This window comes from Pseudoalteromonas mucoides, assembly GCF_049257175.1.
Lineage (GTDB): Bacteria > Pseudomonadota > Gammaproteobacteria > Enterobacterales > Alteromonadaceae > Pseudoalteromonas.
The window spans coordinates 44,215-63,563 of the sequence record NZ_JBMMUC010000019.1 but is presented as its reverse complement, the minus strand read 5'-3'; the positions used below and the strand labels follow the sequence as shown (position 1 = coordinate 63,563).

Below are 19,349 nucleotides of genomic sequence, written 5' to 3'. Positions count from 1 at the left end.
TCTTGTTATGGGCAAAAGTTAGTTGATGAGTATATAAGACCGAAGAGCTTACTACTTTCATTCACTAATATTAGCCTAAAAACAAAAAAAGCCCTTACGGGCTTTTTTATAAAGAGCGTTAAACAATGTGTTAAAGCTTGGCGAATACTCGCTCCGCGGCTGCAATGGTATCAGCAATCTCTTGCTCTGAGTGTTCAGAGCAAACAAAGCCTGCTTCAAATGCTGATGGCGCTAAATAAACACCTTCTTCAAGCATTAAATGGAAGAACTTTTTAAAACGCTCTAAATCACATTGAGTAGCTTGTTGATAAGTGGTTACTTTTTCTTGCTCTGTGAAGAAAAAGCCATACATACCACCGGCGTAGTTAGTGGTCAGTGGAATACCCGCTTTTTTCGCTGCCGCTTCGAATCCTTCACAGATCGCTTTGCTTTTTGCTTCAAGCGCATCATGAAGACCGTCAACCTCAAGTAATTCAAGCGCTTTTAAACCAGCAGCCATAGCAATTGGGTTACCGGAAAGCGTGCCCGCTTGATACACAGGGCCGACAGGGGCGATGTAATCCATGATTTCATTCTTACCACCAAACGCGCCTACAGGCATGCCGCCACCGATCACTTTGCCTAAACAGGTTAAGTCTGGTGTGATGTTGTAATGCGCTTGAGCACCACCAAGAGCGACACGAAACCCAGTCATAACTTCATCAAAAATAAGTACTGATTTGTATTGATCACAGACTGCTCGTAAGCCTTCTAAAAAGCCTTCAACAGGAGGAATACAGTTCATGTTGCCAGCGACTGGCTCTACAATGATACACGCGATTTCATCAGCGTATTTTGCAAAAATAGCTTTCACTTCGTCTAAATTATTAAACGAAACCGTTAATGTATGTTTGGCGAAGTCTTCAGGAATACCAGGTGAATTCGGTACGCCCATTGTCAGTGCGCCAGATCCAGCTTTAACCAATAAAGAGTCGGCATGACCATGGTAACAACCTTCGAACTTAAGAATTTTATCACGGCCAGTGTAACCACGTGCTAAGCGGATAGCGCTCATGGTGGCTTCTGTGCCAGAGCTTACCATGCGTACTTTTTCAATTGATGGCACCAGCTGTTTTACTTTCTCCGCCATGAAAATTTCGGTTTCGGTAGGCGCGCCATAGCTTAAGCCATTTTCAACGGCTTCAAGTACAGCCTGTTTGATTGCAGGGTGGTTGTGACCCATGATCATCGGTCCCCATGAACCTACATAATCGATATAGCGATTGCCATCGGCATCAAAAGTAAATGGCCCTTGGGCTTTGGTAATAAACAGTGGCGTACCACCTACACCGTTAAAAGCACGTACTGGTGAATTTACGCCACCAGGGATTGAGGCTTGGGCGCGGGCAAATAAATCTTGGCTAATTGTCATGAATATTCCTATTGAGTTTTCATGGTTACATTAAAATACATTTCTTGTTTAGTCGTTACGTTTACGGCTAAACCAAGGTACTTCAACTTCATAGTTTTCTACTTTGTCAGCAACATCTAACGTTAATGCAAATAATGCCATGCGGATCAATACTCCGTTTTGTACTTGGCGGAAAATTGCTAGGTTGTCATTACTGTTTAAATCGTTATCTAGCTCATTGGCTTCTAAGCGGCTATCACGAGGTAATGGGTGCATAAGCACAGAGTTAGGTTTGCAGTGAGCGTTATAAATTGACTGACTGATGCGGAAACCTCCGCGGTATTTGTTGGCTTCTTCTTGTGATGGGAAGCGCTCTTCTTGAATGCGAGTTTGGTAAACAATATCGGCAGCTAAATTGCCTTCCATTTTATCGACAATTTCGATTTTATGACCGGCATTATCGACAGCGTCTAAAATATAGCTCGGCATTTGCAAGCCATCAGGTGCGACCATAGAAAATTTTACGTCTTTATAATGACACAGCAATTTAGATAATGAATGAACGGTACGGCCATATTTTAAGTCACCCACTAAAGCTATATGCATGCCATCAATACCCTGTTGAAAGCGATTAAGCTCACGTTCGATGGTTAGTAGGTCAAGGAGAGCTTGAGTTGGGTGTTCATTTGGACCATCACCGCCGTTAATAACCGGAACTGAGCAACCGGTTGCAAACTCAGCCACAGAGCCTGCATCAGGATGACGCATAGCTACGGCGTCAGCATAAGCTGAAATCACACGAGCAGTATCGTAAAGTGATTCACCTTTTGCCAAAGCAGAGCTTTGCATTCCCGTGGTTTCACGTACTAGGCCGCCTAATAAATTAAAGGCAGTACCGAAGCTTACGCGGGTACGGGTACTTGGTTCAAAGAATAGGTTTGCTAAGATTGCGCCTTCTAACACATTGGTACGCTTTTGCTTTTTAGCGTATGGTTCCATTTTTTTGGCTACTGAAAAAATACGTTCAATACAGTCTCGGTTGAGCTGATTAACAGAAAGAATATTTTCACCTTCGAAACTTAACATTGGGGTTATCCTATTACATTGAAAAGAGGCGCGATCAACCATTAATGATGGACACGCAATCGCGCGATATTATATCAAATTTTACAAGCTTGGTTTAGTGATGGCTAAAAATACGATAGCAAGCAGCACTAAAACAGGGAGTTCATTGAAAATACGATAAAAACGATCACTGCGCTTATTACGGTCGTGTTTAAAGTCAGCTAATAACTTAAAGCAATATGCATGATAAAGGTACAAAATAATGACCAAAACTAACTTGTAATGTAACCACATACTGTATTTAAACCACTCACGGCCGTATTCAACAATCATCAATACACCAAAAACGGCTGTTAATACGGCAAAGGGAGTAACAAATAGTAATAAACGGCGCTCCATTATCTTCAGCATCGAGCTACATGATTTTTCTTCGTTCATTGCGTGATAGACAAAAAGCCGAGGTAAGTAAAAAATGCCAGCAAACCAGGCTATCATAAAAAATACATGCAAGGCTTTGTAAACGAGTAAGGCGCTCATAATGTTCTCTTTAGTTTGTTACAGTAAGCTATTACGTATGGTGAGGATATGGCGGATCTGATCCCAACGCATAATTCCCATAATCTGTTGGTTGTCGAGTAAATTATATATATACACGGCGCCTGTGCGCTTATCTTTTAATATATCAAATGCATCAGCGAGTGTGGCTTGGCTGCTTACACCTTGTAAATTGATATAATTTATCGAGATATTTTGATCTGACATTAAACTCAAGTCATATTCAGCTAAGCGATAACCATTTTCTTCATCATAAACAATTAACGGGGTTTGACTGTTAACTGCATCAAGACTTGATTTAATTTGTTCTTTGTCATCAGAGTAGAGTAACTTAAAGTTCTCATCCATTTCATCCATCACCCCTACTTTTTGCAAGGCTTCAGTGGCAGGGGATACATGGTAGTTAAGTCCTTGAAAGTCGAGCTGTTGTAAAAATATTGAACGATTACCAAAAAACTGAAGTGCGGTTACATAAGCAGTTGAGATCACTAACATTGCGGGCACTATTATTTCAGGACTAGAGGTCAGCTCCATAACGGTTGTAAGGGCTGCAAGGGGGGCGTGTAGTGTTGCAGCAAGTAGTCCTGCCATGCCCAAAACACTGTAAGTACCCGATATATCCACCCCAGGGCTAATAAACTGGGCGAAAAATGCCATCAGTGTGCCCATCAATACGCCAAGTCCAATAACCGGGCCAATGATTCCTCCTGGAATACCTAAACCAATTGCAAACAGCGTTGCAAACAACTTAGCAATTAAAATCGTGGTGAGCAGTTGTACGTCATCTGGGGATTCAACGGCTATGGCGATTGCGCTCATCCCTGAACCCATGGAGTGAGGCACCATATAAGCAATTAGACCCGCGATTAATCCTGCTAAAAGCAAGCGAGGAAACATACTCAGTGGCTTGAATGTGCGGATAATTAGCATTAAATTTTGGTTAAATGCAAAGGCAACAGCACCCAGAGCCATGCCAAACAAAATTAAGAATGGATAATGCCACCCACTCAATGCGGTAACGGTAATAAGCTCAAGCTCTGATGCATCGCCAAACACAAATTGGGTGGCCAAGGCACCAGTAACGGCCGCTAGCATGATTGGCACAAAAATATGCACTTTGTATTCACGAAGCACAACTTCCATAACAAAAATCACGGCAGCCAAAGGGGTGTTAAAAGATGCTGCAATACCTGCGGCAACACCACAACCACTTAAAGTACGCATGGCGTTATGTGGGAGGTGGAGTTTATCTGCTAGCAAACTTGCACCGGTTGCCCCCATATGTACAGATGGCCCTTCACGGCCCACTGAAAAACCGCTTATTAAGGCGAGTGCTCCACCAACAAATTGATTTACCGTATTATAAAGCGGCATTTGTCCGTAGTAATGTTTGATTCGATGAATTACAAAGGGAATACCAAGACGATAATGCTTAAAACCTGTGAATGCGGCAAACAAGGCTATTAAAAAGGCGGCACCAACCGGCATTAATAAACGTTCTAGGGGGGGCAGAGTGCTAAAGTCATCAGGGGTTTCGAGAAATAGCCCCTGAAAAAATAAAATGGTTAAACGAAATAGAATGATTAAAAACGCTGCAATTAATCCTGCGCATACGCCGAGTAAGCACAGTTGCACCGATGTTTTTGGCTTTGCCAAGCGACGCCTAAGCGTTTCAAGCCACATGCATTCTTCCTCGCCATTTATTTAACGAGAGTTTATCAAAATAGTCAGGTGAAGTCCTTGAGATTTTTACTGGTTTTTCACTTAATGCAAATTGATTTTGGGTATAGCTTAAGGTAGTTTGCAAAATCACCGAAATGGATATTCAAATTTGGAAAGACTCTATGCACACCGTAATGAGTATTATAACTACATTCGCGCTAATGGCTTGGCCTCTAATAGTAATGATGTCGCCAATGATGCTAGCAGCTCCTGGTGCACAAGATAGTAAAACGGCTGTGTTAAGTGCTATGTTATTTTTGCTCTACCCCGTCGCTATCTTTATTTTACTGGGTTTGTTTGAAGTTAACTATTTAGGCTTTAATAGTTTTTTGTTAGCAAAAATTAGCGCGGTCGTTGTGTGTGTGATTTTTGTGGTTTTTGGCTATTCCAGTTTGTTTATTAATATGGTCAAAGGGGTGCCTAATAGTGGCTATGCAGTTGTGAATGACACTGTGTATTTTAGTGGTAACGAGCTCACAGAAGCAGACCCTAATAGTTTTACTACTTATGACCGACAAAATTATGAAAATGAACACTCAGCATCACTGTATGCCAGCGACAAACATAGCTTTTATTACTTTGGTAAGCGGGTAGAAAATGTTGATTCTCGCAATATAACAGGGCGATTAATTGGTCATACGTTATATTGGTTTAATGACACGCAAGTGATTTTAAGAAATCAAATAATTGAAGCGGCAAATCCGCACACCTTTGCAAGTATTGATGAAAACTGGAGTTACTCAGAAACTGATGATGAATATATCATTTATTATGGTGATGAAAGATTGAAACCTGCTGATTTTGACTCTTTCAAAGTGCTTTTTAGGGCATACGCTAAAGACAAAAGTCACCTTTATTATGGTGCGGATATTATTGCCCCCGAAGCTGACTTAAAAACGTTCGAAATACTCAACATACACTATGAATTTGCACGTGATATAAATAATATTTACTATTTATCTGGCAGTGAAACCCACGCTGTTGAAGGGCTAGACCCTAACACTTTCAAAGAATTGAAACGCAGTTACATTAAAGATAAAAGCGCGGTCTATTACCATAGCTATAGTGATGGTGTACAACGTATCAGTGAAGCTGATGTCACAAGTTTTGTAGTCACAGATTATGATGAAACAACACATTCAGACGCGGGTGATAAAAACTATTACTATATGCGTGGCGAAATCGTCGCTGCAAAAACTGACTTTTAACAAATCCTCGCTAAGGTGAGGGATTCTACTGACGATAATCTATTGATAAAAGTAATCAGCAGTTGTTTACTATACTTGATTAAAACACTAGGGTATTAGATAATCGCGCCATTAGAGTAATTGAGGGGTTGGGTATGTCAGAAGAATTACCGATTAAATTTAGCGATGCTGCGGCTGTTCGTGTTAAACAATTAATTGATGAAGAAGAAAATCCTGAGCTTAAGCTGCGTGTATACGTTACAGGTGGTGGGTGTTCTGGATTTCAATATGGTTTTACTTTTGACGAAAAAGCTAACCCGGGCGATTTAGAAATCGTAAAAAATGGCGTAACACTCGTAGTTGATCCTATGAGTATTCAATATTTAGTCGATGGTGTTGTTGACTACACTGAAGGCTTAGAAGGTGCTCGGTTCTTTGTCTCAAACCCTAACGCAACCACTACCTGCGGGTGTGGCGCTAGTTTTAGCGTTTAACAAATCATAAGAAAGCCGCTGTAGAGCGGCTTTTTTGTATCTGCATTATTTTATATTGCTCTAAGACTCCCCCTTACCTATTATTAAACCAGTTTGCGCATCGATAAATTAAGATCTAATAAGGAAGCACTGCGTTGAAAAAGCTCGCCAAGCAACTCGAACAAAAACCCTACATTTTAGCTTTATCTATTATCGTTTTTATTGTTATCTGGATGAGCTCAGGAAGCTCTCAGGCAAATGACGAAGAAACAATTAAAGCTGTGGAAAAGGTTGCCAAAGTACAAGTTGTTAAACTTGTTGCGCAGGATATTAAAAAAACATTGTCGTTTTATGGTAAATCACAACCGGATAAATTAGCCAAAGTGAGCGCCCGCCAAGCAGGTGAAGTTGAGAAAATCTATGTTGAAGAAGGTCAGTTTGTCGAGCAAGGTCAGCTAATCTTAGAATTGGATAAATCAGATTTGGCAGCGCAAATAAGCTCTGCAACAGCACTTTTAAAGCAATATACCGCAGAGTACGAAGGGGCGCTGTCACTTCGTGATCAAGGGCTGCAAGATCGCGTGCAAACTATGCGCAGCGAAGCGATACTTGCACAAGGAAAGGCGCGCTTAGCTGGGCTCAAATTACAACTTCAGCGGACAGAAATTCGTGCCCCATTTAGTGGCATAATTAATAAACGCGTTGTGCAAATAGGTGACTATGTTGGCATTGGTGATCCAATTTTAGAATTAGCGGATCTCGACCCATTAGTTGTTAGAGCAAACGCAACACAAAAAGAAATGCTCGGTTTAGAAGTTGGCCAAGTTGTGCATGCCCATGTGTTAAATGATAAAACTTACCCTGGCAAAATTCGCTATATTGCTTCAGTCGCTGACGAAAGTACCAATACGTTTAGAGTTGAAGCTGCATTTTCAAACCCCAATATGAGCTTCAAAGCCGGCTTTTCAACTCAGCTTGATATTGAATTGCAATCAGCACCGGCCATGTTACTTAGTCCTGCTTATATGGCGCTCGATGATGAGGGAAACATTGGCGTAAAAATCATTGATGATAAAAAGAAAGTGGTATTTAAAAGTGTTGAACTCGCCAAATCGACCGCAGAAGGGGTTTGGCTTTGGGGGTTAGGTGAAACAGCGAATGTGATAACCCTTGGTCAAGGCTTTGTTCGAGAGGGTGATATTGTTGAGCCTGTATATATGAACGTAGACGATAAAGCTGGCGAGTAACCGATGAAGAACTTAATCGAAGCATCGCTCAATCATACTCGCACAGTACTATCTATATTCATACTGTTATTAATTTCAGGCTGGGTAACGTATCAAAATATTCCTAAAGAAGCGAACCCTGATGTAACCATTCCGTTTATCTATGTCTCTATTATTCATGATGGAATCTCCCCCGAAGATGCTGAGCGTTTACTTGTTAGGCCAATGGAAATTGAATTACGCTCAATTGAAGGCGTAAAAGAAATGACGGCCGTGGCCAGTGAAGGGCATGCCTCTGTCACATTGGAATTTATAGCCGGTATGGACCCCAAAGAGGCGCTCGCCGATGTGCGTGATAAAGTAAGCTTAGCCAAAGCTAAATTGCCTTCTGAATCAGAAGAACCTGAAGTTCATGAAATTCTGATGGAAGATGAGCAGCCGACAATTACTCTGACACTCTCTGGCGATTCACCTGAACGAGGTTTATTGACGCTTGCGCGAAACTTAAAAGATGAACTTGAAAGTATCTCGAGTGTATTAGAGGTTGATGTGGGAGGCGATCGTGAAGATATGGTCGAAATTGAAGTTGATCCACTTGCGATGATCTCCTATGGACTAGAACCAAACGATATTATTCAGTTGTTATCTAATAATAATCGTTTGGTTGCTGCGGGAACATTGGATACAGGTAAAGGGCGTTTTGCAGTAAAAATACCCTCAGTATTTGAGACTATTCAAGATGTAATGGAGCAACCAGTTAAAGTTGTTGGCGATAGAGTTGTTCGCTTTATGGATGTCGCGAAAATTCGTCGCGCATATAAAGATCCTAGCTCCATGGCACGCATCAATGGCCGCCAAGCTGTGTCGTTAGAAGTGAAAAAGCGTGCTGGTGAAAACATTATCGACACAGTCGCAAAAGTCAAACAGGTCGTTACTCAAGCTCAAAAAATATGGCCAGATCATATCCGTGTGGATTACACCGGTGATATGTCAAAAGATGTTGAAATGATGCTTTCTGATTTACAAAACAATGTGTTATCAGCAGTTCTGTTGGTGGTTATTGTGATTGTGGCTGTACTGGGGGCGCGTACTGCATTCTTAGTTGGAATTGCGATACCTGGCTCTTTTTTAACGGGCATTTTAGTCATATCCCTATTTGGTTTAACTGTTAACATCGTCGTATTATTCGCACTTATTATGGCGGTTGGTATGTTGGTTGATGGTGCCATCGTTGTTACTGAATTCGCTGATCGAGCTATGAGTGAAGGAAAGTCCCGCAAGCAAGCTTATAAAATAGCCGCAGAGCGTATGGCATGGCCTATTATCGCTTCAACGGCAACCACCTTAGCTGCCTTTGCACCGCTGATATTCTGGCCTGGCATGATGGGTGAGTTTATGAAGTACTTGCCAATTACATTAATCGCGACATTAACTGCCTCACTATTAATGGCTTTAGTGTTTGTGCCTACCATTGGTGGCTTAATAGGTAAAACACGACCATTAACGGCGCAGCAAAAAAGGGATTTAACATTAGCTGAATCAGGCGACTTAACTCAATTATCAGGGTTTTCTGGGCGCTATGTCCGATTACTTAATCGAGCGATAAATAGCCCTTGGTGGACATTGTTGGCAGCTATTGCGTTCTCTATTGTAGTGTTTTTTGCCTTTGGTGCTTCTAAGTTAGGTGTTGAGTTTTTCCCTGATGTTGAACCAAATGGCGTGAACATAAAAGTGCGCTCTTACAGTGATTTGTCTATTTATGAAAAAGACGTGATTATGAAAGAGATCGAAACGCGTATTTTGGATGTGCAAGGAATTAAAACGCTCTATGCCCGTACTGGTGGTAAAGACCAGATTGGTACATTCAGAATGAACCTAAAAGATTGGGATGAGCGTGCTCCTGCCGAAGACATTATTAGTCAGGTAAATGAGATCACCGCAAGCTTTGCTGGCGTTGAGATTGAACTGCGCAAAGATGAAAATGGCCCCGGTGGTGGTAAGGCGCTGAGTATTGAGTTAAGTTCGAAATTTCCTGAAGTGTTAAATCAACAAGCTAAAGTTATCCGTCAAGCAATTGAAAATGATGGGGCTTTTAGAAATGTTGACGACACCGCATCAAAGCCAGGCATTGAGTGGCAACTAAAGCTTAATCGTGCTGATGCTGCACGCTTTGGTGCCGATGCGGCGATGCTCGGGGCAAATGTACAATTGATCACAAATGGCTTAAAACTTGGTGAGTACCGCCCAGATGATGTAGATGATGAAATTGATATTCGAGTGCGTTTTCCTCATGATAAACGTGATTTAGGGCGTTTAGAAACATTACGTGTTAAAACAATGCACGGGCAAGTACCCATAACTCATTTTGTTGAGCGTAATGCTGCGCCAAAAGTTGATACTATTCGTCGGGTAGATGCCCATCGCGTAGTCACTATTAACGCTGATATGAAGGTTGGTGAGCAGTTAGCAAAGGCATTACCAAGATTACAAACACAGTTAAAAGAGCAGGGATTAGATCCAAGAGTTAAAATAAAGGTACGCGGCGAAACTGAAGATCAAGATGAGTCTGAAGCTTTCTTAAAAAATGCATTCTTAGTGGCACTGTTTGTAATGGGGATTATCCTAGTCACGCAATTTAATAGCTTTTATCAAGCATTTTTAATCCTCAGTGCTGTGTTATTTTCAACAGTAGGGGTATTTCTTGGTTTATTAGTATTGCAGCAGCCATTTGGTATTGTTATGTCAGGCATTGGGGTGATTTCATTAGCGGGTATTGTTGTTAATAATAATATTGTATTAATAGATACTTATAATGTTTTACGTAAGCAGGGGCTGGCAATAGAAGATGCAATTTTAAGAACTGGAGCACAACGTTTAAGACCTGTATTGCTGACGACAGTTACAACGATTTTAGGATTAATGCCGATGGTGTTACAAATCAATATCGATTTATTTAATCGCACTATCGATTTTGGTGCACCGTCGACTCAATGGTGGGTGCAGCTTGCTACGGCTGTTGCAGGAGGACTCACCTTTGCAACGGTACTGACTCTTGTTTTAACCCCATGTTTATTAATGTTACGTGAGCGAAAAAACAACAATTAGTTAAATTCAAGTCATTTATGACTGATGAGTGACTTGAATCATTAGAACAAAAAAACCTAACACTAGGGCTGAAAAGCTTAAAATGTATATAAAGCCTTTTTTACCTTGTTTAATTGGGACTCTATTTTTCTTAAGAAAAAAGTACCAAATTAAACAAAGTATAATGGGTAATAAAAAAAGTAATCGGAACATATTTCTTTATCCTCGCTTTATTTCTGCATATTTATATCATAACCTACTAATTTTTAAAGTAAAAATAATTTATTGTAAAACAGGTTTATTTAGATAAATTATTTGATACATTAAAGAGGAACGAATAATTGAGTGTTTACTTTATTGTTGGTTTAACAATAACCAAAGTTAGAAAACTTGGAGCCTTCAAAAGGTAAGGTTTTAAGTTTTTACTCTATAACTGTTATTATAGTATATAATGTATCCAAGAGTGAGACGGGCAAATTTCACTCTTATATTAGTTTAATTTTAAATCATCTAGTAGGAGATGTTTTTTATGATGGGTAAAACTGTTTCTTCGGAAGAGAATTCGAAGTTGACCAAATGGCTTAAAGTTAAGCGCCATGAAAAGGGTCACACAATGCGCAGCCTTGCACAAGTTCTTGGTACGCCGCACTCTTTTATCGGTAAAATTGAAAATCAAGAACGTCGTTTAGACGTAATTGAGTTTTTACGTTATTGCGATGCGTTAGAAGTTGACCCATATGAAGGGTTAGGATTATTAAAAGAAGATTGATTTTTAGTCTCTTTTATTAGTTTTTCATGTAAGTGCAAGGAAGCGCTTTCACACACTACTTATTTAATATTGTTGTGATAATTATTTTCAAGCTCGTACAATTTATGCCGAATTAAATATAAAAAGACTAACGACGGCAACACCATTAATGCTGTTAAAATAAAGAATAACGACCAGTTCCCACCCAACCAATCATCAATTACTACGCCACTGTAACTCGAAAGCAAAGTTCTCCCTAAGTTGCCTAAAGACGCTAAAAGCGCATAGTGTGTCGCACTAAAAGCTCGGTCGCAGAGCATAGATATAAATGCCACCATCGCCACGAGTGACCATGCTTGAGTAAAACCATCAACAACAATAGCCATAGCATATAAATGCTCTTGCGGACCTGCAACGGCTATCCAGGAAAACATTAGATTTGATGCAGCCATAGCCACACCACTTATAAATAGGCCCTTAACTATGCCGTATTTATGGTTAAAAATACTGCCTAAAAAGGCAAACACAATGGTAATTAATCCTGTGCCAAGTTTTGAGTAATTCGCTATTTGGGTGTTGCTAAAACCGACCTCTTTATAAAATACGATCGACATACGGGCTAAAAATGCTTCACCAATTTTAAATAAGAATATAAAGGCAAGTAGCGCCAAAGCTGTTTTAACCCCGTTACGGGCAAAAAAAGTTCTAAATGGATCTAGCACCGTCACGGCTAACCATGCCACAATTTTGGTCGACTGCGAATGTTGGCTGTTACTTACAAGCTTTGCTTGGTAAATACGCTCAAGTTCTGCATGGACTGCTTCACGATTTGATTTAGGCTCTTTTGCCCAAAATACACAACTCATCAGTAGAAGCATTAAAGTAGCTAAAAAATAATATACTTGCGGCCAACCAATACTGGGAATATCCGCCATATAAAAAGGGATTGCGCCCAGTAATGCATAACCGCTCCACCAACCTGAAGTTGCCATTGCAGCAGCGGCTGTGGCTTTATGGCTTTCGTTTTCCTCGAGAGTATCAATTCTGAAGGCATCAATAGCGATATCTTGGGTGGCCGATGCGATTGCTATGAGCAAGCATAATGCAGCTGCGACTGCTAAGTGGTCGGTTATATTTAGCCCTGCTAATAACAGTACACCAATTAAAATAAAGCTTTGGCAAAAGAGGATCCAGCTACGGCGCTGACCGAGCCAATTATATAATAGAGGGAGTTTGATGCGATCAACCAAGGGTGACCATAAAAAGTTAATACTATAAGCGCCAAAGACGATACCGAATAAGCCTATCATACTGCGACTCAAACCTTCATCTTTTAGCCATGCAGACATTACAGAGCCAATTAATACCCATGGAAAACCGCTACTCATACCAAATATGAAAACGTTAATTAATCGCTTGTCTTTAAAGTAAGAAAAATATTCAGTAATAGATAAGTTGTTTTTCATAGCGCCTTCATGGCAAAGAGGGATACAAGGGGCTTGAATTTGTCAGCCCCATTAATTTTATAAAGGAGTTGGTTCTAATACAGCCATATTTAAAATCACCACCGGGGTTTTTGGCACAAAATCATAACCAATTTTATCGTTGAAACCGGTTTCAACCTGCATTATTTTATCAAGTGTTTCATAGCCATCCATCACAGTGCCAAATACTGCGAAGCCCCATTCACGGCCAGGGTTTAAATGGTCGTTATCATCCATGTTAAAAAAGAACTGGCGGGTGCCTGAGTGAGGTTGTCTATCTTGGTAAGCCATTGCAATACTATACATATCGTTTTTAGAGCCATTACCACTTTCGTTAAAAATAGGGTCACCTTCGTAAACACCTTCATAGTCTTTATCGTAGCCACCGCCTTGAATTACAAAGTCACGATCGTTTTCCATATCACGTTCAACGCGATGAAATACAGTGCCTTTGTAGCTGCCATCCATCACATAGGTCAAAAAGTTATTAACCGTGATAGGGGCTTTAGAGCGGTCCATTTCAATGACGATTTTTCCCATTGTCGTTGTTATTTCAACGCGTGGAAACATATTGTTCTTTTGTACAAAGCGGCCTTCTGTGGCTGCCATTAAGTTTTGGCTAATTAATAAAAATGCGCAGAATATAAAAAGACGTTTCATGTTTAACCTTCTAAAAATGCCAGTAATTCAGGGTCTGATACCATGCGGGTAATTAATTGTTCAGTCAACTTATTCAGCTGACCTTCTATTTTTGCTCTATCGTGACCAAGCGGGCCTTCAAGATTAGCATTACCACGGTAAATTTTACTAAAGTTGCTTGAGCTTCGAATGACTCGCACTCCTAGCTCTATTTTGGCATTACTAGTATGAGTCAGCATTTGTTCGCTAACAACGGCTTGTAAAGTATGTATGTCTACTTCAAAACGTGTGGTCGCTAAATTAGAAATACTGGCACCATTACGACTTAAAGCGCTATCTAAAATGCTTTTAATGGATTCAGTTATACCTTGGCTGGCAATGGTTTTTGTTTTATCTGAAGTAATTAATTTGAGTGTTGCAGGATCACCACGTAAATCAATAACACTGGTACTAAGGCTTTGGCTAATAGCACTGATCTTACCGCCTTGGTATACAGGATTTAAGATCATTTGATTTGGTTGGTGACTACTGCAGCCACCAAGGGCTAATAAAATACAACAAGGTAAAATGTAGTTTTTCATTTCTATAGCATTCCATTATTTTTAGTTGCACTTAAAACGACGAACTTCTTATTTGAGCCAAGTAGTTGGCAATTGCCAAACATGCGCTTTAGCTTGTCATGATAATCGAGATGACGGTTGCCAATAATACGTAATTCGCCGCCATTTTTTAAGGTATCTTTTGCTTGTTTAAACATTTGCCATGCAATATGGTCTGTGACAGCTTGTGCCTGATGAAAAGGCGGGTTGCATAACACAATGTCAACACTCTCTCGTTCAAAACCAGTTAAACAGTCGTTTTCGATAAATGAACATTGTTCGAACTTATCTTCCATATTGAGTTCAACGTTTAGTCGTGCTGACTCAACCGCCATGTAAGACTCATCAACAAAGCTCACTTCAGCATTAGGGCAGCGTGACAATGTCATTAACCCAACTACACCATTACCACAGCCTAGATCAATAATGCGCTTTGTTTTGCTGGTTTGTGGTAAATAATTAAAAAAGAACCGCGCACCGATGTCTAGTGAGTCACGTGAAAAAACATTCGCATGGTTGCTGATGCTAAAGTCAGTGCCTTCAAGTTGCCAGTTTACAGGGAAGTCAGCTGCTTTATAGCCTCCGGTAGCTTGGCTTATAATTAAGCGTGATTTTTTAACCGCTAAACTTGTTTTGGTCTCACCAATATAATGCTCAAACGCTTTGATGGTCGAATTGTGAATATCTTTTGTTTTACCTGCGCCAATAACGGGAGTGCTCGGTGCAAGCACTTCGCTGAGTTCTGATAACTGATATTGCATAAATCCGAGCGTGCGTGGCACTTTCATAAGCACTAAATCTACGTTTTCGGGTAGTGCAGATAAACTGTCCAACTGGCTAAAGTTTGATGTGGCAATTTTGTTTTCAGCTAAGTTATAAGCGGCTGCTTGATGGCTAATATAAGAATCATTGACTGAACAAACTGTTAATCCTTGTTTACTAAAGTAACAAGATAAAGCACCGAAGCTGTCATTAAAAATCAGCAATGAGCGACAATCAGGGTAATGTTCAGTAACATAGTCAACAAGGTACTGATCAGCAGAGTCCCAAGCTTGTAAGCTACGGTTTTTTTGATCTAGCGGAAAACGTTCAAGAGTAAAGGATGTATCGCCGAGCTGTGCTTGCGTGGTCATAATAGTTTAGTGATCAGTAATCAAATGATAGGTAAATTCTAACATGCAACGGCCAAACGCCAACCCCCAACAGTTACCAAATGGCTTTTCTTATCAAAGAAGGGCGCTTAGTGCGCAAAAAAGCCTCGATTTATTTTATCATTTACAGCAAAACTTACCTTGGCAACAACCCATCACAACTGTGTATGGTCGAACAGGACCTATTCCACGACTGCAATGTTTTATCAGTGATAATGACATTGAGTATGGGTATTCGCAGAGTAAATTAATTGTTGAACCTTGGCCGACTGTATTATTGGCGATGCGAAAACGGTTAGAGCGCCATTTACAACAGCCTTTTAACTCTTTGTTGGTTAATTATTACCGAGATGGGAACGATACCATGGGCTGGCACAGCGATGATGAAATAGAGCTTGGCTCTGAGCCCACCATAGTGTGTGTATCACTTGGCGCAGAGCGCGCATTAAAGTTAAAGCATAAAACCAGCCATAAAGTGAGTGAGCTAAAATTACACAGTGGTAGTTGTTTAGTCATGCATGGTCACAGCCAGCGTGATTACCAGCATGCAATAGCTAAGCAAACTACCTTGGCTCACCCGCGTATTAGTTTAACCTATAGATATATAAAGCAAACTCACTAATTTTGTTAGCCAAGGCGCTTGGCAACTTGTTATAGTAGATTAATAAATTAGATATGAATCGGCCTTTTTATGTCAATGCAACAACAAATACAAAATAAAATTGCAGATGCAATTGCGTGTAAACACCTTAACGTAGTTAACGAAAGCCATATGCACAGCCGTGGTGAAGATTCTCACTTTAAAGTTATTGTCGTTAGTGAAGAGTTTAGCGGTAAACGTTTATTGCAACGTCACCGTCAAATTAACGAAGTATTAAAAGATGAGTTGGCGAATCATATTCATGCGTTGGCCATTCATACTTTTACCCCCGATGAGTTTAGTGAGCAAGAAGGCAATGTTGCAGATTCGCCAACGTGTTTGGGTGGTTCTAAATTAGATTAACGGCCAGGTCTGAGAGTAGAGAATACTGATCAGACCTGTATTTTTACAATTAGCCTTTAAACTAGCGCTAATTTTTATTGAGATAGATATAGGATGATCAATGGTCATTAAGCCTAAAATTCGCGGATTTATCTGTACTAACGCCCACCCAGTAGGCTGTGCAGAGCACGTACAAGAACAAATTAACTATGTAAAACAACAAGGCGAGCTAAAAGATGCGCCTAAAAATGTACTAGTTATTGGTGCGTCTACAGGCTATGGCCTTGCATCGCGTATTACTGCCGCATTTGGTGGAGGTGCTAAAACCTTAGGTATTTTCTTTGAAAAAGAAGGTACTGAGCGTAAAACAGGATCTGCGGGTTGGTATAATACTGCGGCATTTCAAAATGCGGCTGATGAAGCAGGCCTTTGGTCTAAAAATATCAACGGTGATGCGTTCTCAAACGAAATCAAACAAAAAGCGATTGAGACAATTAAGGCAGATTTAGGTAAGGTTGATTTAGTTATCTACAGCCTTGCATCTCCTCGTCGTACTGATCCAAACACCGGTGAAACGTACTCTTCTACTCTTAAGCCAATTGGCGATGCGGTGACGACTAAAAACCTTAATACGTCAAAGCGTGAAATTGATGAAATAACAGTAGAAGCAGCAAGCCAAGAAGATATCGATAACACCATTAAAGTAATGGGTGGTGAAGATTGGGAAATGTGGATTGATGCACTTAAAGAAGCCGACGTTCTGGCTGACAACTTCAAAACCAGTGCTTATACATACATTGGTAAAGAGTTAACTTGGCCAATATACGGCCACGCAACGATCGGTAAAGCAAAAGAAGACTTAGATCGCGCCACGGTTGCTATTAAAGAGTCGACTAAATCATTAAATGGTGAAGCGTATGTTTCATCACTTAATGCAGTAGTAACACAAGCAAGTTCTGCAATTCCGATTATGCCGCTTTATATTTCTGCACTATTTAAAGTAATGAAAGCAGATGGCACCTATGAAGGCACGATTGAGCAAATTCATAGTTTATTTACCGAGAATCTATATGGCGATTCACCACGCTTTGATGACGGTGGCCATTTATTCCAAAACTACAAAGAGTTGGAAGATGATGTGCAAGCACGTATTCAAACGGTGTGGGATAGCGTAACGACAGAAACAATTGATGAGCTAACCGATTATGTGGGTTATCACAATGAGTTTTTACGCTTGTTTGGTTTTGGTATCGACAGCGTTGATTACGAGCAAGACGTAGAACCTGTCGCACACATTGCAAACATGATTGACTAATTCTGTTCGTGAATTAAAAAAAGTCGCTTCGGCGACTTTTTTATTGCCTGGAATATATTGTTAGAGTTATTTACGGATATTTTCTGTTTAATTTTCATCCTTACTCGCGGGCAATTACACTTTGGTCTATATTGAATTTTATTCAAATGTAGCTATTGAGCTAAATTACTGCTCCTGTCGTATAAATTTCATATTTACACTCGCATAGTGACCCTGATTGGTGTTAAAATTCGGGCAATATATGTGAGGAGTTTTACTGCGTTGCTTGTTTTGTATCTTAAACAGGCAGTTCTTTGATATCTTGAATTTGCTTGAATAGTCAAAAAGCGACGTGGTTGGTACGATTTTTCAGTTTCTTTCCGTTAATGTAGTGCAAGTGCGTATGATCAACATAAAAAAAGGTCTGGACTTACCCATAGAGGGCGCACCTCAGCAAGTTATTCATGATGGCTCAGCCGTCAAACGTGTAGCTGTGCTAGGTGAAGAGTTTATTGGTATGCGTCCAACCATGCATGTTCGTGTGGATGACCAAGTTAAAAAAGGCCAGGTACTTTTTGAAGACAAAAAGAACCCAGGTGTATTATTTACTGCCCCAGCTGCTGGTACAGTAAAAGAAATTAATCGTGGTGCAAAACGTGTGCTGCAATCTGTCGTTATTGAAGTAAATGGCAGTGAGCAAATCACCTTTGACTCTTTCAAGGCCGATGAGCTTTCAAGCTTAGACCGTGAAAAAGCCAAAGAAGTACTAATTCAGTCAGGTCAATGGACAGCACTTCGTGTTCGCCCATTCAGCAAAGTAGCAGCAGTGGATGCAAATCCTAGCTCTATTTTTGTGACGGCTATCGACACTAACCCATTAGCTGCAGATCCTGCGGTTATTATTGCCGAAAATGCGCAAGCATTCGAAGCGGGTTTAGCTGTGGTATCTCGTTTAACTGACGGTAAAGTATTTGTTTGTAAACAAGCTGGTAGCCAAGTACCTAGTTCATCAATCCCTCAAGTAGAAGTACATGAGTTTGGTGGCGTACATCCGGCTGGCCTTGTTGGCACACATATCCATCACTTAGACCCAGTATCTGCAAGTAAGCAAGTTTGGCATATTGGTTACCAAGACGTTATTGCGTTTGGTCACTTATTCCTTACTGGTGAAATCAACACAGATCGTGTTATTTCTCTTGCCGGTCCACGTGTTAAAAATCCTCGTTTAGTGAAAACTCAACTAGGCGCTGCACTGGATGATTTAGTTGCGGGCGAATTAGAAGACGGTGATAACCGTGTCATTTCTGGTTCTGTTCTAGCAGGTGCTATTTCTGCAGGTCCTCAAGCTTTCTTAGGTCGTTACCATGTTCAAGTATCAGTATTACTTGAAGGTCGCGAAAAAGAATTGTTTGGTTGGATCCGTCCAGGTAGCGATAAATTCTCAGTGACACGTACTTTCTTATCTCACCTTGCGCCAAGTCGTTTATTTAAAATGACAACGTCAACAGGTGGTTCAAAACGTGCGATGGTTCCAATTGGTAACTATGAGCGTGTTATGCCGTTAGATATCTTACCAACGCTTTTATTACGTGACTTAATCTCACGTGATTTAGATGGTGCTATCTCATTAGGCGCACTTGAACTTGATGAAGAAGATTTAGCGTTATGTACCTTCGTTTGTCCAGGTAAATACGAGTATGGTTCAATCCTACGCGATTGCTTGACTACGATCGAGAAGGAAGGCTAGAGA

The 19,349-nt window shown here is 40.5% G+C and carries 17 protein-coding genes; 9 read left to right on the top strand and 8 right to left on the bottom strand.

Going from position 1 to position 19,349, the window contains the following annotated elements; translation table 11 throughout:
• Nucleotides 1-130 precede the first annotated feature (130 nt).
• The 4 genes from hemL to AAEU30_RS18430 all read right to left on the bottom strand — a co-directional run bounded on the left by hemL (nt 131) and on the right by AAEU30_RS18430 (nt 4,693).
• Nucleotides 131-1,411, bottom strand: coding sequence for a glutamate-1-semialdehyde 2,1-aminomutase (gene hemL / locus AAEU30_RS18445; RefSeq protein WP_421961795.1), 1,281 nt, complete (start codon nt 1,409-1,411; stop codon nt 131-133).
• A 48-nt stretch (nt 1,412-1,459) separates the two neighbouring features.
• A complete protein-coding gene (locus AAEU30_RS18440) occupies nt 1,460-2,476 on the bottom strand; it encodes an aspartate carbamoyltransferase (protein WP_087530999.1) in 1,017 nt (338 codons plus the stop codon).
• An 81-nt stretch (nt 2,477-2,557) separates the two neighbouring features.
• Nucleotides 2,558-2,992, bottom strand: a complete 435-nt coding sequence (locus tag AAEU30_RS18435) for a CopD family protein (protein WP_087530998.1) — start codon at nt 2,990-2,992, stop codon at nt 2,558-2,560.
• An 18-nt stretch (nt 2,993-3,010) separates the two neighbouring features.
• Entirely contained in the window at nt 3,011-4,693 is a 1,683-nt protein-coding gene (locus AAEU30_RS18430; protein WP_421961794.1) for a chloride channel protein, read from the bottom strand.
• Between the two features lie 134 nt (nt 4,694-4,827).
• On the opposite strand from AAEU30_RS18430, the gene AAEU30_RS18425 reads away from it, so the two are divergent.
• The 5 genes from AAEU30_RS18425 to AAEU30_RS18405 all read left to right on the top strand — a co-directional run bounded on the left by AAEU30_RS18425 (nt 4,828) and on the right by AAEU30_RS18405 (nt 11,471).
• Entirely contained in the window at nt 4,828-5,940 is a 1,113-nt protein-coding gene (locus AAEU30_RS18425; protein WP_421961793.1) for a DKNYY domain-containing protein, read from the top strand.
• Between the two features lie 134 nt (nt 5,941-6,074).
• Entirely contained in the window at nt 6,075-6,413 is a 339-nt protein-coding gene (gene erpA / locus AAEU30_RS18420) for an iron-sulfur cluster insertion protein ErpA (RefSeq protein WP_054205543.1), read from the top strand.
• 134 nt (nt 6,414-6,547) lie between these two features.
• On the top strand, nt 6,548-7,639 hold the full coding sequence (locus AAEU30_RS18415; RefSeq protein WP_421961791.1) for an efflux RND transporter periplasmic adaptor subunit: 1,092 nt from the start codon (nt 6,548-6,550) through the stop codon (nt 7,637-7,639).
• 3 nt (nt 7,640-7,642) lie between these two features.
• Complete coding sequence (locus AAEU30_RS18410) at nt 7,643-10,723, top strand: efflux RND transporter permease subunit (protein WP_421961790.1); 3,081 nt, start codon at nt 7,643-7,645, stop codon at nt 10,721-10,723.
• Between the two features lie 508 nt (nt 10,724-11,231).
• A complete protein-coding gene (locus AAEU30_RS18405) occupies nt 11,232-11,471 on the top strand; it encodes a helix-turn-helix domain-containing protein (protein ID WP_058560149.1) in 240 nt (79 codons plus the stop codon).
• A gap of 59 nt (nt 11,472-11,530) precedes the next feature.
• Here the strand turns inward: AAEU30_RS18405 and AAEU30_RS18400 are convergent, their stop codons facing one another.
• Genes AAEU30_RS18400 through AAEU30_RS18385 form a run of 4 tightly spaced genes read right to left on the bottom strand, consistent with a single transcriptional unit; the run spans nt 11,531 to nt 15,305 of the window.
• The gene (locus AAEU30_RS18400; protein WP_421961789.1) at nt 11,531-12,916 is read right to left on the bottom strand and encodes an AmpG family muropeptide MFS transporter; all 1,386 of its coding nucleotides are present in this window, start codon (nt 12,914-12,916) and stop codon (nt 11,531-11,533) included.
• Nucleotides 12,917-12,973: 57 nt separating this feature from the next.
• Nucleotides 12,974-13,594 carry a peptidylprolyl isomerase gene (locus tag AAEU30_RS18395; protein WP_087530992.1) on the bottom strand — a complete coding sequence of 207 codons (621 nt, stop codon included), beginning with the start codon at nt 13,592-13,594 and terminating at the stop codon, nt 12,974-12,976.
• 2 nt (nt 13,595-13,596) lie between these two features.
• Nucleotides 13,597-14,154, bottom strand: a complete 558-nt coding sequence (locus AAEU30_RS18390) for a YajG family lipoprotein (protein ID WP_421961788.1) — start codon at nt 14,152-14,154, stop codon at nt 13,597-13,599.
• Nucleotides 14,155-14,156: 2 nt separating this feature from the next.
• Nucleotides 14,157-15,305 (bottom strand): methyltransferase, encoded by a 1,149-nt coding sequence (locus AAEU30_RS18385; protein ID WP_421961787.1) that lies wholly within the window; start codon nt 15,303-15,305, stop codon nt 14,157-14,159.
• A gap of 43 nt (nt 15,306-15,348) precedes the next feature.
• Between AAEU30_RS18385 and AAEU30_RS18380 the strand changes: the two genes are divergently transcribed.
• From AAEU30_RS18380 to AAEU30_RS18365, 4 genes are all read left to right on the top strand, one after another.
• Complete coding sequence (locus AAEU30_RS18380; RefSeq protein WP_421961786.1) at nt 15,349-15,945, top strand: alpha-ketoglutarate-dependent dioxygenase AlkB family protein; 597 nt, start codon at nt 15,349-15,351, stop codon at nt 15,943-15,945.
• 69 nt (nt 15,946-16,014) lie between these two features.
• The gene (locus tag AAEU30_RS18375) at nt 16,015-16,326 is read left to right on the top strand and encodes a BolA family protein (protein WP_421961785.1); all 312 of its coding nucleotides are present in this window, start codon (nt 16,015-16,017) and stop codon (nt 16,324-16,326) included.
• Between the two features lie 100 nt (nt 16,327-16,426).
• Nucleotides 16,427-17,620, top strand: coding sequence for an enoyl-ACP reductase FabV (gene fabV, locus AAEU30_RS18370; protein ID WP_421961784.1), 1,194 nt, complete (start codon nt 16,427-16,429; stop codon nt 17,618-17,620).
• A 382-nt stretch (nt 17,621-18,002) separates the two neighbouring features.
• Nucleotides 18,003-19,346, top strand: coding sequence for a Na(+)-translocating NADH-quinone reductase subunit A (locus tag AAEU30_RS18365; protein WP_421961783.1), 1,344 nt, complete (start codon nt 18,003-18,005; stop codon nt 19,344-19,346).
• Nucleotides 19,347-19,349: the final 3 nt, after the last annotated feature.